Genomic DNA, 18738 nt, shown 5'->3' on the forward strand with positions numbered 1-18738 from the left:
GTGTCGGGTCATGACTGCAGATGATCGACAACGTAGTCTATGCACGCGGTCAGCGCCGCCACGTCGGCCGGTTCCACGGAGGGGAACACGCCGATGCGCAGCTGGTTGCGGCCGAGCTTGCGGTAGCCGGAGGTGTCCACGATGCCGTTGTCGCGCAGCGCCGAGACCACCTGGCTGGCGCTGATGGCGTCATCGAGGTCGATGGTCACCACCGAATGCGATCTCGCCTGCTCGTCGGCGACGAACGGACGCGCGTAGTCCGAGTGCTCGGCCCACGAATACAGAATGGACGCCGACTTGGCGCAGCGTGCGGTGGACCAGTCCATGCCGCCGTTGTCGTTGAGCCAGCGGACCTGGTTCTCCAGCATGATCAGCGTGGCGACGGACGGGGTGTTCAGTGTCTGGTCCTTGCGTGCGTTGTCGATGGCGGAGGTCAGCGACAGGAACGGAGGAACCCACCGGCGGGCACCCTCCAGCGTGGCGCTGTGCTCCACGCTGGCCGCGCGCTCGATGGCGGCGGGGGAGAGCACGGCCAGCCACAGGCCGCCGTCGGAGCCGAAGGCCTTCTGCGGGGAGAAGTAATAGGCGTCGGTGGCCGACACGTCGACCGGCAGCGCGCCGGCGGCGCTGGTGCCGTCGACCAGCGTGAGCGCCTGCTGCTCGAGACTGCCGGGGACGCGGGTCACCGGGGCGGCCACGCCGGTAGAGGTCTCGTTGTGCGCCCAGCAGTAGGCATCCACGCCTTCGGTGAACTCGGGAAGCCGATAGGTGCCCGGCTCGCCCTGATAGATCACCGGTTCCTCGAGGAACGGCGCCGAGGCGGCCGACTTGGCGAATTTGGCGCTGAAGGAGCCGTAGGTGCCGAACGCGGCCCTGCGAGTGATCAGCGAGGCGCATGCGATATCCCAGAATGCGCTGGCGCCGCCGTTGCCGAGTGCGATCTCGTAGCCGTCCGGCGCGTGGAAGAACGACGTCAGCCCCTCGCGGATCGAGGCGACCAGCTGCCTGACCGGCGTCTGGCGGTGCGAGGTGCCCAGCAGCGTGGCGCCGCCGTCATACAGGGCCTGTGCCTGCTCGGGGCGGATCTTGCTCGGGCCGGAGCCGAAACGGCCGTCTTCGGGCAAGATGGACTGGGGGATGTCAATTGCATTGCTCATGCACCCAAGCGTAGTGACAAGCTGGATGGGCGTAAAGCCCTTGTCCGGCAGCCGGAAACGACGGTGGAAACGAGAACGGAAAACGGCGGCGGAAACGGCGGCGGGCGTGGCGGCCTGCCCCGTATGCGATCAGCCGGTTTCGTCCTCCGCCGCGGCGGCTGCTGGCCGGATCGCGGTCCTCCGGCGTGACACGCCCGGCGTGCCGTGGCTCGGCCTCCGGACGGAGGGCGGGACCGAACTTTCGCATCCACCGAATTTCAGGGGCTGCGCGGGTGAGGGGAGGAATGCGAGCATGGCGTCGCTCCGGCGAAGGGACTGGCCGTTGACGGGGCTCCGTTGTAAAGTGCTCACTTGTGACGGTAGTGTGACGTCGGTGATCTGTTGTGCACGGACGTCGAATCCGGCAAGGAGTGTGTAAGTATGAGGCATGGAGCCCACAAGGCATCCCAAAGCTCGAATAAGACCATTCGGACTTCGAGGACGCTGTTCGCTGCCAGCCGCGGTAGTCATCGCGCGACCGCCGTTGCCATGATGCAGCCCGCCGACGGCGGCGCAGCGCTGCTGGGCATCGATCAGGCTCTGGCCGACAAGCTCAACGAGGTCGCGCCGCAGACCCGCCGCGCGATGCGTCAGGCCGCACGGGCGGCCGAACGTCGCTCCCATATCATCGCCTCCGCGTCCCTTGCGGCGCTGGTCGGCACCGCGGCCAGCACGATCGCTCTGGCCAATCCCGCCGACACGTCCCGCCCCCTGGCGCAGGACCCGTCGACCACGACCACGCAGCTGCAGCGCGTGAACACCAATGTCGCCTCGCGTTCCGAGAGCCGTACGCCGTTGAGTGAGCTGTCGAGCACGGTGGCGTCGGACTCCGGCGAAGCCGATGCGTCCCAGAGCGGCTCCGATGCCGCCGATTCCTCCAATGCGTCCGCGGCGAGCGGGCAGGCCACCGACCAGACCACCAACGAGGGTGACTGGCAGCTGGGCGACGCCGGCTCCACGCTGAACGTCAACAATGTGTCCCGCTCCAACGCGCACAATCCGAACGTCGCCACCCTGATGGACCAGGACGCCGGCGTGGTGCCGGACGGCTTCGATCCGAACCATGTCACCGGCGAGAACGGCGGCAACGCCTATCCGTACGGCCAGTGCACCTGGTGGGTATATCAGCGGCGCACCGAGATGGGCCTGCCGGTCGGTTCATATTTCGGTAACGGCAACATGTGGGCCGATTCGGCGCGCAACCTGGGCTACTGGGTGGACAATACGCCCCGCCACGTCGGCGACATGGTCGTCTTCCAGGGCGGCCAGTTCAATGCGGACACCACGTACGGGCACGTCGCGATCATCGAGAAGATCAACGCCGACGGCTCCATCGAGATTTCCGAGTCGAACGCCAAGGGGCTCGGCGTGATCTCCAGCAGGACGTTCTCCGCCGCCGACGCCTCGCAGCTGCAGTTCGTCCACTACTGATCGTCGGCTTGGGGCCGCTGATCCGCCGGTTCGCCGACCGCGGTCCGTTCACCGCCGGTCCATTCGCCGCCGTCTCGGGCTCCCCATGGTTGGTTGTGTGATGTACTGATTGATCAACCGTCGTATGTTCGGATTTGTGCCGGTCATTACGGCGTGTCGCGTTATTTTGTGCTATTTGCGTACTTCCGGTCGTGGTTCGCCGGCGACGGGCGGTGCATGCCCTTATGCTACAGTCGGTGAACTATGAGCTCAAAATCAACGATTGCGTCCATGCTCACGACCATCGTCACAGCCCTGTGCGTATCCGTCGTCGCGGTACCGTCAGCCAATGCCGACATCAACGGTACCGAGTCCACCACCAGCGCGGTCACGTCCTCCCGTTCCTTCCCCTCCGTCGTCTCGGCCCGCAAAGACCTGTTCGCCGAGCACGCCTCCACCGCGGTCGAGGAGAACACCGACTGGGGTGGCGTCGAGAACCTCGACGTGCCGCAGACCAAGTCCCAGGCGGAGCGTGATCAGGAGGCCGCTGAGGCCGCCGCGGCGCAGGCCCGTGCCAAGGCCGAGCAGGAGCAGGCGCAGGCGTTGGCGCAAGCCCAATCCCAGGCGGCCAGCCGCAGCCAGCAGCGCGCATCCGTGCAGCAGCGCTACACCGTTGACGATTCCTCCGTTTCCGGCAGCGCCGGCTCGATGGTCAACGCCGCGTACGCGTTGATCGGGCAGCATATGGACTGCACCGCGCTGGTCAGCGCCGCACTCGCCGCGGCCGGCATCAACTTCCATGGATATCCCGAGGAGTACGCCAGCGTCGGCCAGCAGGTCACCGATGGCACGCTCAAGCCCGGCGACATCCTTATCTATCGGTACACCGGCGGCTGGAACGGCGGCGCGCACTGGGACCATGTGGCGCTGTACGTGGGCGGCGGCAAGGCCATCCACGGCGGCTGGAACGGCAGCACCGTGGCCATCGCCGGCACCTTGAACCCCGATATGGTCGTGCGCGTGTTCTGAGTCGGCGGCGACGTCCGGCCGGACCCGGCCGGGCGTGCACGACGGCATGCAAGACAGTATGCAAGACGAAGCGGCATCCGATGCGGATGCCGCTTCGTCGTATTAACGCCACATTGCCGCCGTATCGCCGCGGAGGCGGCCGCGGCACCGTCATGGGATCGCCGCGTCCGCCCGCGGGAGATATCGTTCATCGGGCCATTCGTGAGATCGCCCGAGGATATGGGAGCCCATTGTGCTAGGCTGTCGTCTCGATGAATACGAAACGTGGTATCTCTCTGTTCGCGGCGGTTGCAGCCGCGAGTTGTGTGTTTGCCTTCACGGTGCCGTCCGCCGAGGCTGCGGACGATAATGCCGTCGTGACCTCTTCGCGTTCCTTCCCGAAGACGCAGTCCGTGAGAAAGAATCTGTTCGCCGAGTCCACGTCCACCAGTGCCGGTGAGAACGAGAACTGGGGCGGCGTCGAGAACCTCGACGTGCCGCAGACCGAGTCCCAGGCCGAAAGGGACGCCAAGGCGGCCGCGGAGGCCGCAGCCCAGGCCGCTGCCGAGGCGCAGGCCCAAGCCGCGGCTCAGGCGCAGGCTCAGGCGGCGAGCCGTTCGTCGCAGCGTGAGACGCTGTCCTCGTCCTCGCAGTCCTCATCTTCGTCCTCGTCCTCCGGCGCGGTGTCCGCCCCGGCCAGTGCCAGCGCGCAGGCCGTGGCCTCCTATGCCTCGCAGTTTGTCGGGGCTCCCTATGTGTACGGCGGTTCCTCCCCCAGCGGTTGGGACTGCTCCGGCTTCGTGGCCTATGTGTACTCACAGTTCGGCATCAGCCTGCCGCGTACCTCCGGTGCGCAGGCGGCGGTCGGCACCGCGGTCGGTAGCATCGCCGAGGCGCAGCCGGGCGACATCATCGCCAATTCCGCCCACGCGGCCATCTACATCGGCAACGGTCTGGTGGTCAATGCGCTGAATCCGGCGCAGGGCACCCAGATCACCGGTCTTGGCGTGTTCAACGGAGGGTATTCCATCCGTCGCGTGCTGTAAGCCGGTATGCCGGCGGTCTCCCGTCGGCTGCCAGGATGCGCGGCATCCGTGTCCGTAACGTGAGCGGCGTCCCCGTGGGGGTACGCCGCTCACGTTTTTTCGTATGGAAAAACACGCATATACGGCGAAAACGGGTATTGTTGAGAGTGAAGGCGGCGCATGGTCGCGCCGATAACGTAAGGAGGTCGTCATGATCAACGACAAGGCCATTCTTGTTGGCGTCGATGGTTCCCACGCCAGCTACAAGGCCACATGGTGGGCCGCGAACTACGCCAAGCATGCAGGGTTGACGCTGCAGATCGTGTGCGCATACTCACTGCCGAGCTATGCCGCGGTGTCCTTCGACGCCACGTACACCGCGATGGGGGACGACAATGCGGCGCACAGCGACGCGCAGGAGATCCTGTCGAAGGCCAAGGCCATCGCCGACGAGCAGGGCGTGGAGGCGGCCACGCTGATCGTGACCGGCGATCCGGCGTCCGTGTTCGTCGAGCTGTCCCGCAACTACAACCTGATCGTGATCGGCAACCGCGGCAAGGGCGGTCTGGCCGAGCGCCTGCTCGGCACGACGTCCTCGTCGCTGCCGGCCTATGCGTACTGCCCGATCGTCGTGGTGCCCTACACCGACGACGACGGCAACCTGATGCACCTGAACAACACCATCACCAAGGTGGCGGTCGGCTCCGACGAGTCCAAGTGGGGCCTCAAGGCGCTGGAGATCGCCGCGTCCTTCGCCGACGCGTGGGGCGCCGAGCTCGACGTGATCTCCGCCGTGCCGAAGGTGCAGGGCATCGATGGCGAAAGCGGCGTGATGGAATCCTACATGGAGGATCTCGACGTGCGCATCAAGCCGCTGCTGGAGGCGCATCCGGACCTCAAGATCAACAAGTCGGTCGTGCCCGGTTCCGCGGTCACCGCGCTGACCAAGGCCAGCTACGACCACGACGTCGTGGTCGTCGGCTCGCGCGGGCGCGGCGGATTCACCGGCCTGCTGCTCGGCTCCACCAGCCAGGGGCTGCTGCAGCACGCGGTCACCCCGGTGTATGTGGTGCCGCGCAAGTACGTGGAGGCGGCCGAAAGCCGCCTTGACACCGTGCCGAGCTCGCCCGCCGAAGTGCCGGTCAAGTCGCTCGAGGAGATCAGCGGCGTCGAGGAGATCGCGGTGCCCACGGCGGACGCCGAGGTCGCCAAGACCATCGAGGCCAAGATCGATCCCGATCGCCAGTAGCGGCCGCGGGGAGCGCTTGGCAGACCCGATACAGCAGTGAGGGGGCGTGGAGACCGAGTCTCCACGCCCCCTCACTGCTTATGGCGCCGTCGTATGTTTCGGTGCCGGTTCCGTGTGCGCTAGCGCCGGATCGTCACGTCCATGCGCACCGGCGTCTCCTGGACGTACGTGTGCTTGACGGTGCATCCCTTGTCCACATGGCGGGTGATGCGCTCCTTGAGCTTGTCCGCGTCCTCGTCGCTCAGATCGGCGTCGGTCGCGTCGACGACCAGCTGCTCGTTGAAGTTGATGTAGGCGTCGCTGTCGGCGTCATACGTGCCGTCCACGACGATGCGTGCGCCCTTGCCCTCGCCGAGGGTGTGCTCGATGGCGAACTGGCTCGACAGCGCCGCGCAGCCGGCCAGCGCGATCTTGACCAGGTCGCCCGGGGTGAACACGCCCTTGCCCTTGCCGAACTTGATGTGCGCGCCGTCGTCGCTGAACGCGTCCCATGAACCGTCCTTGTTGCGCTCGACCCACAGTCGCTTGCCCATAATGCCTCCTCGTGCATTGCGCGGTCGCGCCCCTCGCGCCCGTCCACTGACTAATCTATCCCAAAAACGTTGTGCCATGCGCGTAGCCGCTCAACAGACAGTCGGATTGGTACACTGGTGCGCATGGCTTTAACTCAAGAACAGCTCGCAGATATCCGATCCCGCATCCCGGCGCGCCCCGAAACGGACATTCCCATGCCGTACGAGGATCTGGTGCGCAGGATCCTGACCGAAGGCACCCTGAAGTCCGATCGCACGGGCACCGGCACGATCTCGCTGTTCGGCCAGCAGATGCGCTTCGATCTGAAGGACAGCTTCCCGCTGTTGACCACCAAGACGGTGTTCTTCAAGGGCATCGCCTATGAGCTGCTGTGGTTCCTCAAGGGCTCTAGCAACATCCGCTGGCTGCAGGAGCACAACGTGCACATCTGGGACGAGTGGGCCGACGAGAACGGCGATCTCGGCCCGGTCTACGGCGTGCAGTGGCGCAGCTGGCCGGCGCCGACCCCGGAGGATCCGAACCGCACCATCGATCAGATCAGCAACGTGCTCGATCTGGTGAAGCACCATCCGGACTCGCGCCGCATGGTCGTCACCGCGTGGAATCCGGCCGAGGTCGAGAACATGGCGCTGCCCCCGTGCCACGCCCTGTTCCAGTTCTACGTGGCCGACGGGCGGTTGAGCTGCCAGCTGTACCAGCGCAGCTGCGACATGTTCCTCGGCGTGCCGTTCAACATCGCCTCGTATTCGCTGTTGACGCTGATGATCGCGCAGCAGGCCGGGCTCGAGCCCGGCGAATTCGTCTGGACCGGCGGCGACTGCCATGTGTACGACAACCACGTCGATCAGGTGCTCGAGCAGCTGGGGCGCGACCCGTACCCGTACCCGCGCATCGCCATCCGCAAGGCCGATTCGCTGTTCGACTACGCGTACGAGGACTTCGAGATCGTCGGCTACCGGCACCATCCCTCGATCAAGGCGCCGGTGGCGGTCTGACGCACGGTCTGAGGCGTCTATTAGACTTCTGACCCAGTTCGATCCCAAGGAGTGAATGAAATGGAGTATGATAGTAGCCGCAGTGGCTATCACGAACCCGAGCCCGGATCTGCCGGGCTGGAAACCGCCGAGGATTGGGGCGATGACTACCCCAAGACCTTCTCGGTGAATCTTATCTGGGCCGAGGCCCGCGACAAGGAAGGTCGCGCCGGCGCCATCGGCTTCGAGGGCGGCATGCCGTGGCACCTGGCCGAGGACATGAAGCACTTCAAGGAGCTGACCGTCTCGCACCCGGTGATCATGGGCCGCAAGACGTGGGAGTCCCTGGGGGCCAAGTACCGCCCGCTGCCGAACCGCGACAACATCGTGATATCGCATGACGTGAATTACCATGCGCCGGGCGCCACGGTGGTGGAGAGCCTGGACGATGCGCTCGACCTCGCCCGCCAGGAGGCCATTCCCGACGACGGCCTTGATCGCAGCGAGATCTGGGTGATCGGGGGAGCGCAGCTGTTCCGCCAGGCCTTGCCGCTGGCGTCCAAGGCGTACGTGACGCTGCTGGACGCGGTGGTGGACGCCGACGCCTATGCGCCGTCGCTGCGCGACATGGTCGACTCCGGCATGTGGCATGTCGTGGGCGAAAGCCCATGGAGGAAGCCCGCCGACCTGAGCGGCAATGTGGCGGCGTACCAGTTCGTCACCTATCAGAAGGCCCGCTGAACGGCTTCCGCTGACCGCCGGCTCCGGCTCCGGGCATCTCGCCTTGGGCCGGCCGACCGTCAGCCGCCCGTCCGCACGTATCCGGCCGCCGTGGGCGGATCGCAAGAGAAAGTTTGCACTACCGATGACGCAAGATCACCCGTATACCGTGATGACCGTATGCACCGGCAACATCTGCCGCTCGCCGATGGCCGAGATCATCCTGCGCGCCGAATTCGAAAGCCGCGGGCTTGCCGATCGCGTGCGCGTGATGTCCAGCGGCGTGTCCGACGAGGAGTACGGCAACCCGATCGACCGGCGCGCGGTGCGCGTGCTCAAGGCCGATGGCTACGAGATTCCGACGCATCATTTCGCGCACCGGATCACGCGCGAGGAAATCGAGGAGAGCGATCTCTTCCTGCCGATGACCGCCTCGCACATGCGCGCCCTGCTGCGCCAGCTGCCCGCCGACAAGCGGGGCAGCGTGCACATGTACCGCAGCTTCGACCCGAACCTGCCTGCGGTGACCCCCGGCCGCGAGGACGCCATCGATCTGGTCGACCCGTGGTATGGCGGTCCGCGCGAGTTCCAGGTCGCCATCGACCAGATCAAGGAAGTCGCGCCGTATATCGTCGACTGGGTCGAGACGCAGCTGTAACGGTTGCGGCGGCCGAGTCCGGGTGCCCGTCTCCTCTTGTGGGGAGTCGGGCACCCATCGTTTTGGGACGGTTCCGGGGATGCTTGGCCGGGGCGGGTAAGACGTGAGGGCGGGCAGTGCCCGGAGGCGAAAAAAGACCAGCCGCGGCTGGTCTTTTCGGGTTGGTACCCCCAGAGAGAGTCGAACTCTCGTTGTCAGATTGAAAGTCTGGTGTCCTAACCGTTAGACGATGGGGGCGGACAACTTGATTGATGATACGCGAGCGCCCTAGGTTGCGCAAATCGGCGTGTCGCTATGCGGCTGGCGCGCCCGGGAGGAGCGTGGCGCCGGGCGCGCTCCTCCCGGCATCCGGACACGCCGTCACACCGCGCGATAGGTGAAGTCGTGGATCGTGCGGCCGGCGGCGAGGCCCTTCTTCTCGAAATTGGTGAGCACCCGGCCGCCGAAGCGTTCGGATTCGGCGAAGTCGGCGTGCGGCATGTCCGCGGCGAGTTCGGCGTTGCCTTTGCCGACGTGCCCGGTCGGCAGGCTGACCGTCAGCCCGCCGGCGTTCTCGAACCCGGCGATGCCGTCCATCACCTCGTGCACATGCAGCGCGTAGTCCTCGATATCGGTGGCGATGCGCCACACCCCGCCGTCCGCCAGCGCGTGCCGCACGCTCGCGGCGAGCTCCGGCTGCACGATGCGGCGCTTGTGGTGCTTCATCTTGGGCCAGGGGTCGGGGAAGAAGGTCCACACTTCGCCGACCACGCCGGCGTCGGCATGCGCGAACAGCTCGGGCGCGTTCACCTGCGCGATGCGGATGTTGCCCAGATCCTGCTTGCCGGCCAGCAGCAGCGTGTGCGCGACGCCGGGGTCGTACACTTCCAGCGCCAGAAAATTCACGTCGGGGCGCGCGGCCGCGGCCGCCACGATGTTCTCGCCCTGCCCGGTGCCGATCTCCACGATCAGCGGATTGTCGTTGCCCCATGCGTTCCGCACGAAGTCGGCGTCGAACCGCACGTCGTCGCGCACGTTCAGCGAGCCCTCGCCCGCCGCGGCGTCCAGCAGGTATCGGTCGGCGTACCGGTCCCATGCCCGCTGCAGACGGTCGTCCAGGCGGCCCGAGCGGCGGACGAACGACAGCACCTTGCGGCCGTACAGCGCCGGCTTGTCATCATCTTGAGTAGTCATGCTCCCATTTATACCGTTCGCCCGCGAACGGGACCGGGGCCCGCCGTGTGGGGACGGGACGCGGTCGGTTCGCGGGCGAATGGTGGATGGGTCGCGGTGCGCGGTTCGCCGGCGGCGGGCCGGCCGCTGCCCGGCGGTCGGATCAGACGGCTTCCTCGAGGTGCAGCGGCTGCGGCATCGGGTCGTTCGAGTGCGGCAGCAGCGCATTCGTGATGCATCCGCCGTCGATCGAGGCGAGCGCGCGGTCGAGCTGCACGTTCAGATGCCCGTTCTCGGCCATCCACGTCGTGTAGCTGCGCACCATGTCGATGTTCGCGGTGCCCCAGTTGCCGTCGGCGTCGAACCAGGACGGGGTCACGGCCTCGAGCGAGGCGGCGATGACCTTCGGGTCGATGTGACACAGCGGCGGCTGCAGCGCGTGCACCGCGGCCGCGGGATCCTCCCTGGCCATCGCATAGCCCTGCGCGGTCGCCTCGGCGAAGTTGCGGACCAGCTGCGGGTTGCGGTCGAGCATCTCGCGGCGCACGGACACGAAGTACGAGTGGTGCGGCGCCACGTCGATCGCGTCGAACGGCAGCACGACCAGCTGGTCGAACGGCTCGGAACCCTGGTACGGCTCCCACCACGCCACGTTGATGAACGCGTCGAATTCGCCGCGCTCCACGGAGCGGATATCCGGCTCCCACTCGCCCGGGTCGATCGTGATCAGCTTGGAGAAGTCGCCGCCGTCCTTCTCGACGGCCTGCTGCAGCTCCGTGTACAGGCGCTTGACGCCCATGGGGATGCAGACGCGCTTGCCCTCCAGGTCGCGGAATCGCGTGATGCCGGTGGACTTGTTGGTGATGATGCCGCCGATCTGGCACTGGTTCATCACGGCGAACGAGAGCAGCGACGACTCGCCCTGCTGGTGGAACAGCAGCTGGTTGAGGCGCACCAGGGCGATGTCCACCTCGCCGCGCGCCAGCAGGTAGGCGGGGTCGCCGCGGTAGAAGTCGCCGCTGGTGAACTCGACGTCGATGCCGCGCTCGGCGTACAGGCCGCGCTCGCGGGCCAGGTACATGCCGGCGTGGTTGGTCCAGGGATGCACATATTCCAGACGGACTCTGAGCATGGGTGTTCTCCTTTGATTGTGGGGGTTGATTGGTTGGGAATCGGAAAGGCGGGGGCGGGAGCCGCGTTGCCGTGCTGGGATCTCCTACAGGGCGGCGCGCACGGCGTCGAGGAACGCGCGCCCGGCGGGGCGGAAGAACCATGCGGTGTGCGCGATCAGGGACACGTCATAGCACCACGCCGCATCGTCGGCGCGGCCGGTGCCGTCGGCGTAGTAGCCGATCCAGTTCAGCGACGCCTCCGCCTGGGCGACGGGCAGCATGTCGGCGACCAACGCGCGTTCGTTGTCGCCGAGCGGGCGCACCCGCTGGTATCCACGGATGATCGCGCCGGCGATGTCGGGCCGGCAGGCGGTGTCGTCCCCATTCATGATCTGCACGAATTGGATGGCGTTGCGCTCCAGCGCCTCCACCAAGTCGAACACGGCCGCGTTGCGGTCCGCAAGGCCGAAGTCGAACGCCGCGGACGGCGCGTCGCCGCGCCACAGGAAATTCGACACATGCGGGTCGCCGTGTGTCCAGCAGGACGGCAATTGATGGTAGGCGCCGCTGATGCGTTCCGAGAGTCGGCGGTGCTCCGCCAGATCACGGCGCAGATCGCGGTGCGTGTCCTTGAGATATCGGGCCACCGAAGGGCGTTGCGCCAGCCAGTCCTCCAGCGCGGCGTCCAGGTCGTCGCTGGCGAACAGGCCGAAACGGTCCTGGAACGGCGAGACGGATTCCGGCCGGGGCTCGTCGAAGGATGCGGCCGCGAGCGCGATGCGGGCGAGAAGGGCGCCCAGCCCCTCCGCCTCGGCGAGACTGCGCGGGGGATCCCAGGTCAGCGCGTCGGCATAGCGGTCCTCGCCGTCGGCCCGCGGGCAGACCTCATATACGGATGGCCCGACGGCGAGCGTGGTCCGCAGCGCGCCGGGAGCGGCGTGCTCGTCGAATTCGAGGAATGCCGGGCACGGCATGCCGGCGCTCGCCAGATGCGCGACGAACCGGTGATAGGGGAGTATGGACGGCGTATCGCGCACCGAGCGGTCGTAGCGCTTGATGAATACGTCGCCGTGATCGGTGCGCACCGTCGACCCGGACGCGGTCGGCCGCCCGCTATGGGCCAGCACCTCCTGCGCGCGCATCGGCTCGGCGAGCGCCGCGAGCACGCGGCCCGCCTCGTCGAGGGTCACGTCGGGCCATCGCTGCGCGACGATGTCCAGCTGCGGGTCGTTGTCGGCGTTCTCCATGACGAAGTCCTTTCGTTGGGCGGACCCCATCGTGCGGATCGACGGCGATCCGTGGCCCGTGCGGCGCGTGACGTTGGTGGCGCGCAAGCGGACCTGAGACTTCGTTCGCCGGTACTAGCCGAATCACGTTCTACGGTCGGGATCGTCCCCTCTCAGCTCGTATGAGCCCCCGTGTCTGATGGAAAAACACAGTAGGCCGAAGCGTGTACAACGTGCTATACTCAAATTGTACAAAAAGTAACAAATCAGAGCAAAAGTGAACAAAGGTTCGAATGGTAGCCTCTGTTCGCAGGAGCCCACTGAACAATCGAAAGGCCAGACATGACAGTTCTCGTCACTGGTGGGTGCGGCTATATCGGCGCCCATGTCGTCCACGCGCTTCACGAGGCCGGCGAACGGGTCGTCGTCGTCGACGATCTGAGCTACGGCAAGCCCACCCGCATCGAAGGCTCCCGTCTGTACGGCATGGACATCGCCGCGCCGGGCGCCGGCGAGCGCCTCGCCGAGATCCTCGACGCCGAAGACGTCGATTCCGTCATCCACTTCGCCGCGCGCAAGCAGGTCGGCGAATCCGTCGAGAAGCCGCTGTGGTACTACCAGCAGAACATCAACGGCATGCTCAACGTGCTCACCGGCATGACCAAGTCCAAGAACGCCAAGAAGCTCGTCTTCTCGTCCTCCGCGGCCACCTACGGCGTGCCGCCGGTCGATGTGGTGCCCGAGGACGTGGTGCCGATGCTGCCGATCAACCCCTACGGCCAGACCAAGCTCTTCGGCGAGTGGATGGCCCGCGCCTGCGAGCAGCCGTTCGGCATCCGCTTCTGCGCGCTGCGCTACTTCAACGTGGCCGGCTGCGGCCCCGTCGAGCTTGAGGATCCGGCCATCCTGAACCTCATCCCGATGCTGTTCAACCGCCTGAAGCAGGGCAAGGCCCCGGCCATCTTCGGCGATGACTACCCGACTCCGGACGGCACCTGCGTGCGCGACTACATCCACGTCTCCGACCTGGCCGACGCGCATATCGCCGCCCTGAAGTACCTCGACCGCGACGAGCGCAAGTACGACGCCTTCAACGTCGGCACCGGCGAGGGCACCTCCGTGCGCCAGATCGTCGACGAGGTCAAGAAGGTCACCGGCCTGCCGTTCACCGAGGCCGTCATGGCCCGCCGTGCCGGCGATCCGCCGCACCTCATCGGCTCTCCGAAGCGCATCAACGAGGAGATGGGCTGGCACGCCAAGTACGATGTCGAGGACATCGTCAAGTCCGCATGGGATGCGTGGCAGGCCAACCCCGAGCACCACATCGACGTCGCCACCTGGAAGCAGGTCGACTAGCGGCGTCGCCGTTCCGCCGCGGGGCGGGTGTGCCGTCGTCCGCCATTCGGCGGCCGGCGGTCGCCCGTTGCGCGGTGAGCGAACGGCTCGTCGAGCCGCGATCAGGCGGTGATTGAGCTGACTGAGATTACGGGGCGCAGTCCGGGAAACCGGCTGCGTCCCGTGCTTTTCCGGGCGTAGACTTGAAGCCATGAGCGATACCACTCCGAATTCAGATCCGCAGGTGCCGTACGACCAGCAGGGGCCGGCACGGGGGCAAGCGCGGGATCAGGCGCAGGGCCAGCAGGGGCGGTCCTCCCAGTCGAATCCATCGAATCCATCCGGTCAGCCGGGCTCCTTCTCCCAATCGGCTCCATCCGCGCCGCAGGCGGGGTGCGGGCAGTCTTCCTATGCGCAGACGCCTTCCGCTCAGCCGTCTCCCGCACAGCCGGCATACGGTCAGGTGGGCGGTCAACCGGGCGGTCGCCCGGACGGTCAGGTGGGGTATGGTCAGGCGTACGGCCAGCAGTCCTACGGCCGGCAATCTTACAGTCAGCAGCCTTACGGTCAGGTGCCATATGGCCGGCCGGGCGGGCCGGCGTATGGCGGGCCGGGCGACGATGGTCGGCAGTACGCGCAGCAAGGCGGGCAGCCGTATGCGGGACAGGCCGGTCAGCAGGGCAACCTGTATGGCTATCCGCCGCAGTACGGATATCCGGCTGCCGGTCAGCCCTATCCTCCGCAGGGCGTGCCGGGTTACATGGCGCCCTATGAAAAATGGAACGTGATGTGCATCGTGGGCTTTGTGCTGGCGTTCGTCCTGCCGCCGGTGGGGTTGGTGCTTTCGATCGTGGCTCTGGTGCAGATCAACAAATCCCGGGAGAAGAGCAAGGGACTGTCGGTCGCCGGCATCGTCATCGGGGCGATCAACACCGTGCTGCTCATCCTGATCATCATGTTCATCGGCTGGGCGATCAACGCGGTGTCCAACTATCCGTACGATCGGTCCTATATGTATGACGATTGCTCCTATTCGATGGACGGCGAATGCGACGGCTCGGATGCGTGGGACGATTACGCCGATGATTTCTCCGCCAAATATGCCGGCGCGTACGGCGCTTCCGGTGATGCCGTTGCCCCGCGGGAGTCGGCTTCCGGCGCGTTCGCCAATGCCGATGGGCGGTACGCGGTGGAGTATGGAGCGTCGCTGGGTGACGTGCTGGGGGAGTGACCGGCTCGCATGGTGCCACGCGGGTGATTGTCGGAGCGAGTGGTTTCGGATGGGCGATTTCCGCATGATCGCGCGGATCGGCGCCTTGGCGGACGGGTCGCCGGCACGGCTTCGCGAGTGGCGACACGCCGTGATTTGCGTGTGGCTGAGATATCTGTAATATAACTACTCGTTGCCTCGCACAAGTGAGGATCAACACGGCCCCGTAGCTCAGTTGGTTAGAGCGCCGCCCTGTCACGGCGGAGGTCACCGGTTCAAGTCCGGCCGGGGTCGCTGGAAGCGATGAACCCGGATCCTCCGGGTTTTTTCAACTCCATGGCTCTGTAGCTCAGTTGGTAGAGCGAACGACTGAAAATCGTTAGGTCAGCGGATCGATGCCGCTCGGAGCCACCACGCGGAACCCCGCAGGTCTTGCATCACAAGGCTTGCGGGGTTTTCGTTTTGTCCTCATATACCCATGGAACAGGCGAGGGGCGGCCGAACCGGCGGGTTTTAATGCGGCGTCGTATTAAAACCACCCCGACACGCCTACTGACACAAGACTAAACCCGGAACATAAACACCACATTTAGTTCCTGTAACCCGGTTTCCGAACGGGACTCGTTGTCGAGCCTGTGGGCGAGATGCTCCGCTGACGGGTATTTGAGCGAGGCGAAGCATATATCCTGTGGGAATCGTGCTCTGCTGTGTGCTGTATGGGGTGCGGGATGTTGAGACCGTATTCGTGTTGCTCCGCTGAGAAGCGTCTGAGCGGGGTGGATCGTATACCGAGTGGAAGTTGGGCCTTGTCGCGCTCTGCATGTGGCGCGGAATGTTGGGCCTGTATTCGTGTTGCTCCGCTGACGGGTATTTGAGCGAGGTGGATCGTATATCCTGTGGGGATTGCGCTTTGTTGCGCGTCTATACTCGGGGCGGATCATCGAGTGTGTAATTGCATTGCCTCGCTTGGCCATAGCTAGGCGGGGCAAGTCATATACCCTGTACGACGTGCGCTTTGCCATGTTTCTTTACGCGGGGTGGCCCGTCGAGCCGCTCATGGCATTGCCTCACCCGGCGATACCTGAGCGGGTTGGATCGTCTGGCCCATAGCCAAACCGCCGCTTGGTGGGTGTTCGAGTGTGTATTGCGACGTGGTTGCTCCATCGGCGCGACCACGTCCTGGCGCATTCGCACGTATATGGGCAGGCCATATACCGGTGCGGATGGGCATGCTGCTGACTTGCGGTTGCTATTGGCCGCGTAAAAGGCTGGATGCCAGCATGGATGCGGAGGCGCATGCTGGCTTGCGGTCGTGGTTGGTTGAGTAGGGGACCGTATGCCAGCGGGGATGCGCGGATGTGATTGTGCCGGTTTACGGTTGTAACTGGGCACAAGGCTTATTGGATCGGATGCGCGCATTGGCCCATGCCGGGCATATGGATGCTCCGGATGGAAACTGATGCTTGGATGCTTGGATGCTTGGATGCTTGGATGCTTGGATGACGGCATTCGTCCGTCTCGGACGGGCAAGAAGCGCGACACGCCCGGATGCGAAGAAAATTTGGCCTGCAGGCGGGAGAAAAGGCTGTGATATGGGATCGGAAAGCGCTGTTTTCGCAATTTTCGACACGCCGATGGATGTCAATGTTTTCAATGGTTTGCGATGTTGCAGATGATGTCGGTTTGCGCTGGTGGGTGGTTTCGTGTAAGTTTATCTCTTGCTGCCCGGCGCGGCGGGTTCTGGTTCCTTGGTTGGTTCGGGGTCCGGTTCGCTGGTGTGGTGGTGGTTTGAGAACTCAAGAGTGTGTTTGTACTACTTCTTTATAGTCAATGATTGCCAGTTCATTCCAAGCCTTGCCTTGTGGTGGGGTTCCCTGGGAGGGGTTGAATTGGAGTGAGGTTTTTAGTGTGAGGATCCTTCCTTATAGGATTCTTCTGTCATTTTCTTTTTTGGAAAATAGTTTGTGAGTCATCTTTCGGATGCTTTTCATGTTTTTTTGTGGAGGGTTCGATTCTGGCTCAGGATGAACGCTGGCGGCGTGCTTAACACATGCAAGTCGAACGGGATCCGGCCAGCTTGCTGGTTGGTGAGAGTGGCGAACGGGTGAGTAATGCGTGACCGACCTGCCCCATGCTCCGGAATAGCTCCTGGAAACGGGTGGTAATGCCGGATGGTCCAGCATGCTGCATGGCGTGTTGGGAAAGATTTATCGGCGTGGGATGGGGTCGCGTCCTATCAGCTTGACGGTGGGGTGATGGCCTACCGTGGCTTCGACGGGTAGCCGGCCTGAGAGGGCGACCGGCCACATTGGGACTGAGATACGGCCCAGACTCCTACGGGAGGCAGCAGTGGGGAATATTGCACAATGGGCGCAAGCCTGATGCAGCGACGCCGCGTGAGGGATGGAGGCCTTCGGGTTGTAAACCTCTTTTAGCAGGGAGCAAGGCTTCGGTTGAGTGTACCTGTTGAATAAGCACCGGCTAACTACGTGCCAGCAGCCGCGGTAATACGTAGGGTGCAAGCGTTATCCGGAATTATTGGGCGTAAAGGGCTCGTAGGCGGTTCGTCGCGTCTGGTGTGAAAGTCCATCGCTTAACGGTGGATCTGCGCCGGGTACGGGCGGGCTGGAGTGCGGTAGGGGAGACTGGAATTCCCGGTGTAACGGTGGAATGTGTAGATATCGGGAAGAACACCAATGGCGAAGGCAGGTCTCTGGGCCGTTACTGACGCTGAGGAGCGAAAGCGTGGGGAGCGAACAGGATTAGATACCCTGGTAGTCCACGCCGTAAACGGTGGACGCTGGATGTGGGGCCCATTCCACGGGTTCCGTGTCGGAGCTAACGCGTTAAGCGTCCCGCCTGGGGAGTACGGCCGCAAGGCTAAAACTCAAAGAAATTGACGGGGGCCCGCACAAGCGGCGGAGCATGCGGATTAATTCGATGCAACGCGAAGAACCTTACCTGGGCTTGACATGTTCCCGACGGCCCCAGAGATGGGGCTTCCCTTCGGGGCGGGTTCACAGGTGGTGCATGGTCGTCGTCAGCTCGTGTCGTGAGATGTTGGGTTAAGTCCCGCAACGAGCGCAACCCTCGCCCCGTGTTGCCAGCATTTTGGATGGGAACTCACGGGGGACCGCCGGGGTTAACTCGGAGGAAGGTGGGGATGACGTCAGATCATCATGCCCCTTACGTCCAGGGCTTCACGCATGCTACAATGGCCGGTACAACGGGATGCGACATGGCGACATGGAGCGGATCCCTGAAAACCGGTCTCAGTTCGGATTGGAGTCTGCAACCCGACTCCATGAAGGCGGAGTCGCTAGTAATCGCGAATCAGCAACGTCGCGGTGAATGCGTTCCCGGGCCTTGTACACACCGCCCGTCAAGTCATGAAAGTGGGCAGCACCCGAAGCCGGTGGCCTAACCCGTGAGGGGTGGAGCCGTCTAAGGTGAGGCTCGTGATTGGGACTAAGTCGTAACAAGGTAGCCGTACCGGAAGGTGCGGCTGGATCACCTCCTTTCTACGGAGAATTCGGTCGGATGTTTGTCCGACGGTGTGTGCCCCCGGGGCCGGATGGTCCGGCCGGTCGGGGGTTGCTGGTGTGGAAGATGGTCGTTGGCTTGTGGGTCCGCCCGTCGTGGGGTGGCCCGTGGGGTGGTGCGGGCATGCTTTTGGGTTCCCGGACCGCCACCCCGGGATTGGTTTCCCGGCGCGGTCTGTCGGCCCCGCGGGATCGCCGGCGCGTTGGTTCGCGTGCGGTTGGTTCGGCGGGTGCGTGGTGGTTTGAGAACTGGATAGTGGACGCGAGCGGGAGAACGCCGTTGTTGGTGTTTTCCTGTTCTGTGATTTCAATGACTCCGGCCGGCTTCTTGTTGTTGCTGGTCGTGGGTTTTTGTTTGATCGTTTTGTGATCGTTTAGTGTGATGAT

The 18738-nt window shown here is 64.7% G+C and carries 14 protein-coding genes, 3 tRNA genes, 1 rRNA gene and 1 riboswitch; of the genes, 12 read left to right on the forward strand and 6 right to left on the reverse strand.

Annotation, left to right across the window (positions count from 1 at the left end):
- Nucleotides 1-8 precede the first annotated feature (8 nt).
- On the reverse strand, nt 9-1157 hold the full coding sequence (gene serC, locus BBSC_RS02905; protein ID WP_033519870.1) for a phosphoserine transaminase: 1149 nt from the start codon (nt 1155-1157) through the stop codon (nt 9-11).
- Nucleotides 1158-1577: 420 nt separating this feature from the next.
- Here serC and BBSC_RS02910 point away from each other — a divergent pair, with 420 nt between their 5' ends.
- The 4 genes from BBSC_RS02910 (at nt 1578) to BBSC_RS02925 (ending at nt 5888) form a co-directional block, all read left to right on the forward strand.
- Nucleotides 1578-2627 carry a CHAP domain-containing protein gene (locus BBSC_RS02910; RefSeq protein ID WP_033519869.1) on the forward strand — a complete coding sequence of 350 codons (1050 nt, stop codon included), beginning with the start codon at nt 1578-1580 and terminating at the stop codon, nt 2625-2627.
- Between the two features lie 270 nt (nt 2628-2897).
- The gene (locus tag BBSC_RS02915; protein WP_231648944.1) at nt 2898-3635 is read left to right on the forward strand and encodes an NlpC/P60 family protein; all 738 of its coding nucleotides are present in this window, start codon (nt 2898-2900) and stop codon (nt 3633-3635) included.
- Nucleotides 3636-3886: 251 nt separating this feature from the next.
- Complete coding sequence (locus BBSC_RS02920; RefSeq protein WP_033519866.1) at nt 3887-4660, forward strand: C40 family peptidase; 774 nt, start codon at nt 3887-3889, stop codon at nt 4658-4660.
- A 190-nt stretch (nt 4661-4850) separates the two neighbouring features.
- Nucleotides 4851-5888: a universal stress protein gene (locus tag BBSC_RS02925; RefSeq protein ID WP_033519865.1), complete on the forward strand. Its 1038-nt coding sequence runs from the start codon at nt 4851-4853 to the stop codon at nt 5886-5888.
- Nucleotides 5889-6007: 119 nt separating this feature from the next.
- On the opposite strand, the gene BBSC_RS02930 is transcribed toward BBSC_RS02925, so the two are convergent.
- Nucleotides 6008-6421 carry an OsmC family protein gene (locus BBSC_RS02930; RefSeq protein ID WP_033519864.1) on the reverse strand — a complete coding sequence of 138 codons (414 nt, stop codon included), beginning with the start codon at nt 6419-6421 and terminating at the stop codon, nt 6008-6010.
- Between the two features lie 195 nt (nt 6422-6616).
- Here BBSC_RS02930 and BBSC_RS02935 point away from each other — a divergent pair, with 195 nt between their 5' ends.
- The 3 genes from BBSC_RS02935 (at nt 6617) to BBSC_RS02945 (ending at nt 8774) form a co-directional block, all read left to right on the forward strand.
- Nucleotides 6617-7417: a thymidylate synthase gene (locus BBSC_RS02935; protein WP_171818096.1), complete on the forward strand. Its 801-nt coding sequence runs from the start codon at nt 6617-6619 to the stop codon at nt 7415-7417.
- 60 nt (nt 7418-7477) lie between these two features.
- A complete protein-coding gene (locus tag BBSC_RS02940; RefSeq protein WP_033519862.1) occupies nt 7478-8137 on the forward strand; it encodes a dihydrofolate reductase in 660 nt (219 codons plus the stop codon).
- Between the two features lie 124 nt (nt 8138-8261).
- Complete coding sequence (locus tag BBSC_RS02945) at nt 8262-8774, forward strand: low molecular weight protein-tyrosine-phosphatase (protein WP_033519861.1); 513 nt, start codon at nt 8262-8264, stop codon at nt 8772-8774.
- A gap of 162 nt (nt 8775-8936) precedes the next feature.
- Here BBSC_RS02945 and BBSC_RS02950 read toward each other — a convergent pair.
- From BBSC_RS02950 to BBSC_RS02965, 4 genes are all read right to left on the reverse strand, one after another.
- Nucleotides 8937-9011, reverse strand: a tRNA-Glu gene (locus BBSC_RS02950).
- A 123-nt stretch (nt 9012-9134) separates the two neighbouring features.
- Nucleotides 9135-9947, reverse strand: coding sequence for a tRNA (guanosine(46)-N7)-methyltransferase TrmB (trmB, locus tag BBSC_RS02955; protein WP_046725965.1), 813 nt, complete (start codon nt 9945-9947; stop codon nt 9135-9137).
- Between the two features lie 142 nt (nt 9948-10089).
- Nucleotides 10090-11058: an ABC transporter substrate-binding protein gene (locus BBSC_RS02960; RefSeq protein WP_046725964.1), complete on the reverse strand. Its 969-nt coding sequence runs from the start codon at nt 11056-11058 to the stop codon at nt 10090-10092.
- 84 nt (nt 11059-11142) lie between these two features.
- Nucleotides 11143-12285: a phosphotransferase gene (locus tag BBSC_RS02965; RefSeq protein WP_033519874.1), complete on the reverse strand. Its 1143-nt coding sequence runs from the start codon at nt 12283-12285 to the stop codon at nt 11143-11145.
- Nucleotides 12286-12368: 83 nt separating this feature from the next.
- Nucleotides 12369-12468: riboswitch (TPP riboswitch) on the reverse strand.
- Nucleotides 12469-12606: 138 nt separating this feature from the next.
- Between BBSC_RS02965 and galE the strand changes: the two genes are divergently transcribed.
- The 5 genes from galE to BBSC_RS02990 all read left to right on the forward strand — a co-directional run bounded on the left by galE (nt 12607) and on the right by BBSC_RS02990 (nt 18330).
- Nucleotides 12607-13620 carry a UDP-glucose 4-epimerase GalE gene (gene galE / locus BBSC_RS02970; protein ID WP_033519860.1) on the forward strand — a complete coding sequence of 338 codons (1014 nt, stop codon included), beginning with the start codon at nt 12607-12609 and terminating at the stop codon, nt 13618-13620.
- 190 nt (nt 13621-13810) lie between these two features.
- Nucleotides 13811-14830, forward strand: a complete 1020-nt coding sequence (locus BBSC_RS14155) for a DUF4190 domain-containing protein (RefSeq protein ID WP_231648942.1) — start codon at nt 13811-13813, stop codon at nt 14828-14830.
- 199 nt (nt 14831-15029) lie between these two features.
- A tRNA-Asp gene (locus BBSC_RS02980) sits at nt 15030-15103 on the forward strand.
- Nucleotides 15104-15147: 44 nt separating this feature from the next.
- Nucleotides 15148-15223 (forward strand) — tRNA-Phe (locus tag BBSC_RS02985).
- 1582 nt (nt 15224-16805) lie between these two features.
- A 16S ribosomal RNA gene (locus BBSC_RS02990) occupies nt 16806-18330 on the forward strand.
- The last annotated feature ends 408 nt before the right edge of the window (nt 18331-18738 follow it).

This window comes from Bifidobacterium scardovii JCM 12489 = DSM 13734 (assembly GCF_001042635.1).
GTDB lineage: Bacteria > Actinomycetota > Actinomycetes > Actinomycetales > Bifidobacteriaceae > Bifidobacterium > Bifidobacterium scardovii.

What these genes read in the sequence shown, in the direction of transcription:
- serC (WP_033519870.1), bottom strand. Translation starts at nt 1,157, where the DNA reads ATGAGCAATGCAATTGACATCCCCCAGTCCATCTTGCCCGAAGACGGC.
- BBSC_RS02910 (WP_033519869.1), top strand. Translation starts at nt 1,578, where the DNA reads ATGAGGCATGGAGCCCACAAGGCATCCCAAAGCTCGAATAAGACCATT.
- BBSC_RS02915 (WP_231648944.1), top strand. Translation starts at nt 2,898, where the DNA reads ATGCTCACGACCATCGTCACAGCCCTGTGCGTATCCGTCGTCGCGGTA.
- BBSC_RS02920 (WP_033519866.1), top strand. Translation starts at nt 3,887, where the DNA reads ATGAATACGAAACGTGGTATCTCTCTGTTCGCGGCGGTTGCAGCCGCG.
- BBSC_RS02925 (WP_033519865.1), top strand. Translation starts at nt 4,851, where the DNA reads ATGATCAACGACAAGGCCATTCTTGTTGGCGTCGATGGTTCCCACGCC.
- BBSC_RS02930 (WP_033519864.1), bottom strand. Translation starts at nt 6,421, where the DNA reads ATGGGCAAGCGACTGTGGGTCGAGCGCAACAAGGACGGTTCATGGGAC.
- BBSC_RS02935 (WP_171818096.1), top strand. Translation starts at nt 6,617, where the DNA reads ATGCCGTACGAGGATCTGGTGCGCAGGATCCTGACCGAAGGCACCCTG.
- BBSC_RS02940 (WP_033519862.1), top strand. Translation starts at nt 7,478, where the DNA reads ATGGAGTATGATAGTAGCCGCAGTGGCTATCACGAACCCGAGCCCGGA.
- BBSC_RS02945 (WP_033519861.1), top strand. Translation starts at nt 8,262, where the DNA reads ATGACGCAAGATCACCCGTATACCGTGATGACCGTATGCACCGGCAAC.
- trmB (WP_046725965.1), bottom strand. Translation starts at nt 9,947, where the DNA reads ATGACTACTCAAGATGATGACAAGCCGGCGCTGTACGGCCGCAAGGTG.
- BBSC_RS02960 (WP_046725964.1), bottom strand. Translation starts at nt 11,058, where the DNA reads ATGCTCAGAGTCCGTCTGGAATATGTGCATCCCTGGACCAACCACGCC.
- BBSC_RS02965 (WP_033519874.1), bottom strand. Translation starts at nt 12,285, where the DNA reads ATGGAGAACGCCGACAACGACCCGCAGCTGGACATCGTCGCGCAGCGA.
- galE (WP_033519860.1), top strand. Translation starts at nt 12,607, where the DNA reads ATGACAGTTCTCGTCACTGGTGGGTGCGGCTATATCGGCGCCCATGTC.
- BBSC_RS14155 (WP_231648942.1), top strand. Translation starts at nt 13,811, where the DNA reads ATGAGCGATACCACTCCGAATTCAGATCCGCAGGTGCCGTACGACCAG.